Genomic DNA, 391 nt, shown 5'->3' with positions numbered 1-391 from the left:
CCTTAAGGGAGACGGGGAGCCTCGTGGTACCCGTATCTTCGGCCCCATCGCCCGCGAGCTGCGTGAGAAGAAGTTCATGCGCATCGTCTCGCTCGCCCCGGAGGTGATCTGAATGAAGTCGCTCAAGATCAAGAAGGGTGACCGCGTCAAGGTCATCGCTGGCAACGACAAGGGCGCCATCGGCGAGGTCCTCTCGGTGGACCCGGCCCGTGAGCGCGTCGTCGTCGAGGGTGTGAACATTCGTAAGCATCATCGTCGCGACATGCCCACCCCACAGGGCGGCACCACTAAGGGCGGCATCATCTCGTCTGAGGCTCCGATCCACGTCTCGAACGTTCAGCTCGTGACCAAGATCGACGGCAAGGACGTCGTGACTCGCGTCGGTTACCGT

At 62.1% G+C, this 391-nt stretch carries 2 protein-coding genes; both read left to right on the top strand.

Features of this window, described 5'->3' with window-relative positions:
* The coding region (locus C5J26_RS32460; protein ID WP_206051255.1) for an uL14 family ribosomal protein at positions 1-112 on the top strand (112 nt) is incomplete at its 5' end.
* On the top strand, positions 113-391 hold a 279-nt coding region (gene rplX / locus C5J26_RS32455), incomplete at its 3' end, for a 50S ribosomal protein L24 (RefSeq protein ID WP_105405495.1).

This window comes from Neorhizobium sp. T7_12, from assembly GCF_002968535.1.
GTDB classification, from domain to species: Bacteria; Pseudomonadota; Alphaproteobacteria; order Rhizobiales; family Rhizobiaceae; genus Neorhizobium; species Neorhizobium tomejilense.
The sequence above is the reverse complement of the archived record's forward strand: the minus strand, read 5'-3'. Positions and strand labels throughout refer to the sequence as shown.